The sequence below is a fragment of the Clostridium senegalense JC122 genome (assembly GCF_000285575.1).
GTDB lineage: Bacteria > Bacillota > Clostridia > Clostridiales > Clostridiaceae > Clostridium_J > Clostridium_J senegalense.
In genome coordinates this window covers 3964-8177 of record NZ_HE611055.1, presented here as the reverse complement: position 1 = coordinate 8177, position 4214 = coordinate 3964, and the positions used below count along the sequence as shown (strand labels likewise).

Here is a 4214-nt window from a genome sequence, read left to right as displayed (position 1 = left end):
GCCGTCCGATAGTTAGTTAAGAACTGTTCACTAATAACTAAAATAATCTGTTAGTTATTGATAGAAATATTAATTTGAGTTTTCTCATTTGATAAATGAATAAGTTTAAAACTTAATTTGGAACCCTATATAAAAAAGCAACTTTAAAGTTAATTTTATTTTAAAGTTGCTTTTTAGTTTAAATATTAATAATTATAGATTTTAGTCTACTCATAGATTCTATACTATACTTTATTCCTTGTGTTCCCATACCAGAGGATTTTACACCAGAGAAAGGAAAGTGGTCTGGTCCCCTTTCTGTTTTACTATTAATTTGAACTGTGCCAACATCCAATTTATTTGCAATGTCAAAAGCATCATTTATATTCTTGGTAAATATAGAAGATTGAAGTCCATATTGGGATTTATTTGCTATAGATATAGCTTCTTCTTTAGAAGCTACTCTTATTATAGGAAGAACAGGACCAAAAGGTTCTTCCCAAGCTATATCCATATCTAATGATATGTTATCTAATAATGTAGGATGTACTATATTACCAAATCTTTTATATCCAGTAATTAAATTAGCACCTTTGTCTAAAGCATCTTTTATTAAGTTCATAACAAAGTCACAGGAATTACTATCAATTAATGGAGTTATATCACAATTATCTTCAGGTAATCCGACTTTAAGTTGTTTTAATTCATTTAAGAGAGCATTAACTAAATTATCAGCTATATCTTCAATTACTAACACTCTTTTTATAGCAGTACACCTTTGGCCAGAATAACTGAATGCTCCGCTAATGATTTCTTTAGCAGTTTTTTCAATATCTGCATCTTTTAAAACTATTGCAGCATCTTTGCCACCTAATTCCATCATAAGTGGAACCATATTAGAGATACTTGCTATATGAGTGCCTACTTTTGTTGAACCGGTGAAATTTATAAAATTTACATTTTTATGAGATACGAGATAATCACCAATTGATGATGATTTTCCAGTAATAGTATTCAGAACACCATGTGGAAGGCCAGCCATCATAAAAGCTTTTGATAAATATAATGCACTTATAGAACCTTGGGTAGGTGGTTTTAATAAAACACTATTACCTGCCATTAATGCAGGAGCTATTTTAGACGCTGATAAATTTATAGGATAATTAAAAGGAGATATGGCTAAAACTACACCTAATGGAACACGAGTTGTAAGACATAATTTATTTCTTGAAAAGCCTGGAAAACTATCTGATTGAATAAATTCTCCATACAAATTTCTTCCAGTATCAGCTGTATATCTAATAAAATCAGCAGTACGTTTTACTTCAGAAATAGATGATTTTTTATCCTTTGCAATTTCTAACATTAAAATTTCAGAAATTTCATCTATATTATCTTCAAGAATTTTAGCAGTTTTATATAATATATTAGCTCGAGAGTCTATAGGAGTTAATTCCCAATGTTTTTGACTAAATTTTGAGTTTTCTAAAAAATTATCAACATCATGATTTGACATTGCGGGAACCTTTCCTATTAATTCTCCATTCGTTGGAGAAAATATGTCTATAGTATTGTCACATATAATCCATTTACCATCATATAAGTTATGATAAATATTATCTTTTTTTATAGAGTTAATCAAAATTTATCACCTCTTTATAAATTACTTTTATTTAATGCCTATAATCAAGTCTTAGTATTAGCATTTATTAAAAAATTTATAAAGAGAAATTTAAAAAATTAGTTGATAGTGTTACGATAAATTATTATTAATATAATCTTCAATAACATTTATTTTTTTTCTAGGTTAAAGAGTTTATTCTTATTATTTTTGATAGAATCATTTAATTTATACTCTTCTAACTTTACTTCTTTTAAAGTAATATTCAATTTGTTATTTTTTCTATTCTTTTTTATAGATGGTTCATACATTTTTTAATAGTATTTTGTTTATTAAAATAAAATAATAGTTTATCATAATAAGTAACTAAAAAAATATTTATTTTTTAAATGTAACTATAAAAAAATCAACTAATATATTTAACAATTTTTCTAATTCTTCCATTTAAAAATCACCTCAAGAATATTGTATATATATTAGTAAAAGAAAGGCAAGATAAAAATATGTTTAATAGTAAAAAATACATAAAAAAAGTAAATAAATATATGAATAAGCTAGATAATGAAAATTTGAATGTGAAAGAAAATATAGAGATTGTTAAAAAAATATAGATTTAAAAAAACAATATTTAAAAAAAATAGAAAAAGAAGTAGCAGATACAGAACTTAAGTATAAGAAAATAAAAAAATGTTGACTGAAAAAGGAATTACATTTTTTTAGAAGGCTATTTAAATTTGGAACAATGGGATAATTTATTTTTAGAAAAAAGCGGAGAAGCATATAATATTATAGATAAAAATAAAAACACTATAAAAAATCTAGATATAGAAATAAGTAAAATAATTGAGGAATTATTAAATGAAAATGTTACTTATAGCATATTGGTTATAAGAAGAAGTGGCAATACTTTAGTAGCACAAATTAGATTTACTCGATAATTTTAGAAATAGATTTGTTTAATTCTGAAATATTAATTTCCTCTTTTGAAAAAAGTGCAGATACACAAGTAACATATTGAGAAGAGGATTCCTTACTCCATTGAATTTCAATATTAAGTAATGATTTTAATATATCTGAAACATCAAACCCTAGTGCTTCTAAAGAATATTTTAGGTTATTTTCATTTAAACATTTTAATCCATATTCCTTTTGACATACTTTGCAAAATAAGCATCTTCCTGAGAAAATAGCTAAAGATGATTTAAAATCTTTTTCTAAGTTAAGGAGAAGCTTGTCTAAATGTAAACGTGCACTATAATATAATGTTTTAAAAATTTTATCAAAGTCATCTTTATATTCAGTTACTTCTGGTATAAATTCTTTTATAAAATTGAAATCATCTTCTATATTGTTTTGTGCAGTTATATTAATTCTATATGCGATTATATAGGCAAATTTGTATTTATTTATGTAATCAATAGTGTCAAAGTTGAAAGTTGGACAAGACCAAACTTTATTAAATTTTTCGCATTTTTTACAATAATTATTAATTGTTTCAGGTTTATAATAATTTAAAAGTTCCATAATAGTTACTTTTTTAATATTAAAATTTTCTTTTAACATATTCATATAAATTTTTATAGGAAAGTATTTTTGAAAAATAACATTCCTTAACCCCCTTATGTTTAAGATTTAATAAAAATAAAAGTGAATATGATATATTAAAGTTTAATATTGTATCATATTCACTAACATAGAGATATTAAATATCTCTATGTGAATCGTTTGTTTTAGCAAAGAATGAAATCGCATATAAACCGCATAATCCAACTAAACCATAAATTATTCTGCTAAAACCACTTATTGATCCAAAGGCACTGGAGCCAGCAAATAATGCAGCTACTAAATCAAAACGAAATAATCCTACTAGTCCCCAGTTTACGGCACCAATTATAACTAATATAAGAGCTATTGTGTCTAATACTTTCATTAATAGTCACTCCTTTTATTTATTATTTAAATGTTATTATTTCCTGAAAATATTAATTTATTCAGAAAAATGTATATAATAATAAAATAAAAAGGAATGTAAAAATATCTATATTAAATTTTTATAGTGTTATAGGAAGACAAGATTTAATTTATTCAATAGTTTTAAAAAATAACTTGGACTCCTATAGATAAATTTTAACATAAATTATAAAGATTAAAAATAAAAATATGTTATAAAACTTGTTACTTTCTTAATAAGACTATATAATTGTAGTATTGAAATCATTATAGATATTGAAAGAGGGAGAATGAAATGGCAATAGTAACTATGATATTAGAAATAATACTTTTTTCAATTATTTCTTTAATTGCATACAGTGCTTTAAGAGTATATGTATTTTCAAAAATTAAAATTAATAAGTGGGTAGTTTTAATTATAGCACTAGCTGTATTTTTAATTCCCAATTTTTTATGGCCAACAATGCCTGTTATTGTTAACAAATATATAATACCAACAATATTTGTAATATTATTTTTATGGTTTATGGATCTTTGTGGATTTTTAAAAGGATTTGATAATGTAAAAACAGATAATAATAGTAACTATAAAAAATATAATAAAAGCAATAATAATGTTATAAAACCAAAAGCAAAGCCGAATAGAGTAAAAAATAAGAAATAG

General features: G+C 23.9%; 5 protein-coding genes. 2 read left to right on the top strand and 3 right to left on the bottom strand.

Annotated elements, in window-relative coordinates; genetic code table 11:
- Positions 1 to 178 precede the first annotated feature (178 nt).
- On the bottom strand, positions 179 to 1621 hold the full coding sequence (locus CSGHG_RS17470) for an NADP-dependent glyceraldehyde-3-phosphate dehydrogenase (protein ID WP_010298409.1): 1443 nt from the start codon (positions 1619 to 1621) through the stop codon (positions 179 to 181).
- Between the two features lie 713 nt (positions 1622 to 2334).
- Here CSGHG_RS17470 and CSGHG_RS17460 point away from each other — a divergent pair.
- On the top strand, positions 2335 to 2538 hold the full coding sequence (locus tag CSGHG_RS17460; protein ID WP_010298407.1) for a hypothetical protein: 204 nt from the start codon (positions 2335 to 2337) through the stop codon (positions 2536 to 2538).
- Here the strand turns inward: CSGHG_RS17460 and CSGHG_RS17455 are convergent.
- Positions 2528 to 3169, bottom strand: coding sequence for a DUF2284 domain-containing protein (locus CSGHG_RS17455; protein ID WP_026022430.1), 642 nt, complete (start codon positions 3167 to 3169; stop codon positions 2528 to 2530). The two genes, CSGHG_RS17460 and CSGHG_RS17455, sit on opposite strands and share 11 nt — an antisense overlap.
- A gap of 133 nt (positions 3170 to 3302) precedes the next feature.
- A complete protein-coding gene (locus CSGHG_RS17450) occupies positions 3303 to 3530 on the bottom strand; it encodes a DUF378 domain-containing protein (protein ID WP_010298401.1) in 228 nt (75 codons plus the stop codon).
- A gap of 315 nt (positions 3531 to 3845) precedes the next feature.
- On the opposite strand from CSGHG_RS17450, the gene CSGHG_RS17445 reads away from it, so the two are divergent.
- Positions 3846 to 4214: a hypothetical protein gene (locus CSGHG_RS17445; protein ID WP_010298398.1), complete on the top strand. Its 369-nt coding sequence runs from the start codon at positions 3846 to 3848 to the stop codon at positions 4212 to 4214.

What these genes read in the sequence shown, in the direction of transcription:
- CSGHG_RS17445 (WP_010298398.1), top strand. Translation starts at nt 3,846, where the DNA reads ATGGCAATAGTAACTATGATATTAGAAATAATACTTTTTTCAATTATT.
- CSGHG_RS17455 (WP_026022430.1), bottom strand. Translation starts at nt 3,169, where the DNA reads ATGAATATGTTAAAAGAAAATTTTAATATTAAAAAAGTAACTATTATG.
- CSGHG_RS17450 (WP_010298401.1), bottom strand. Translation starts at nt 3,530, where the DNA reads ATGAAAGTATTAGACACAATAGCTCTTATATTAGTTATAATTGGTGCC.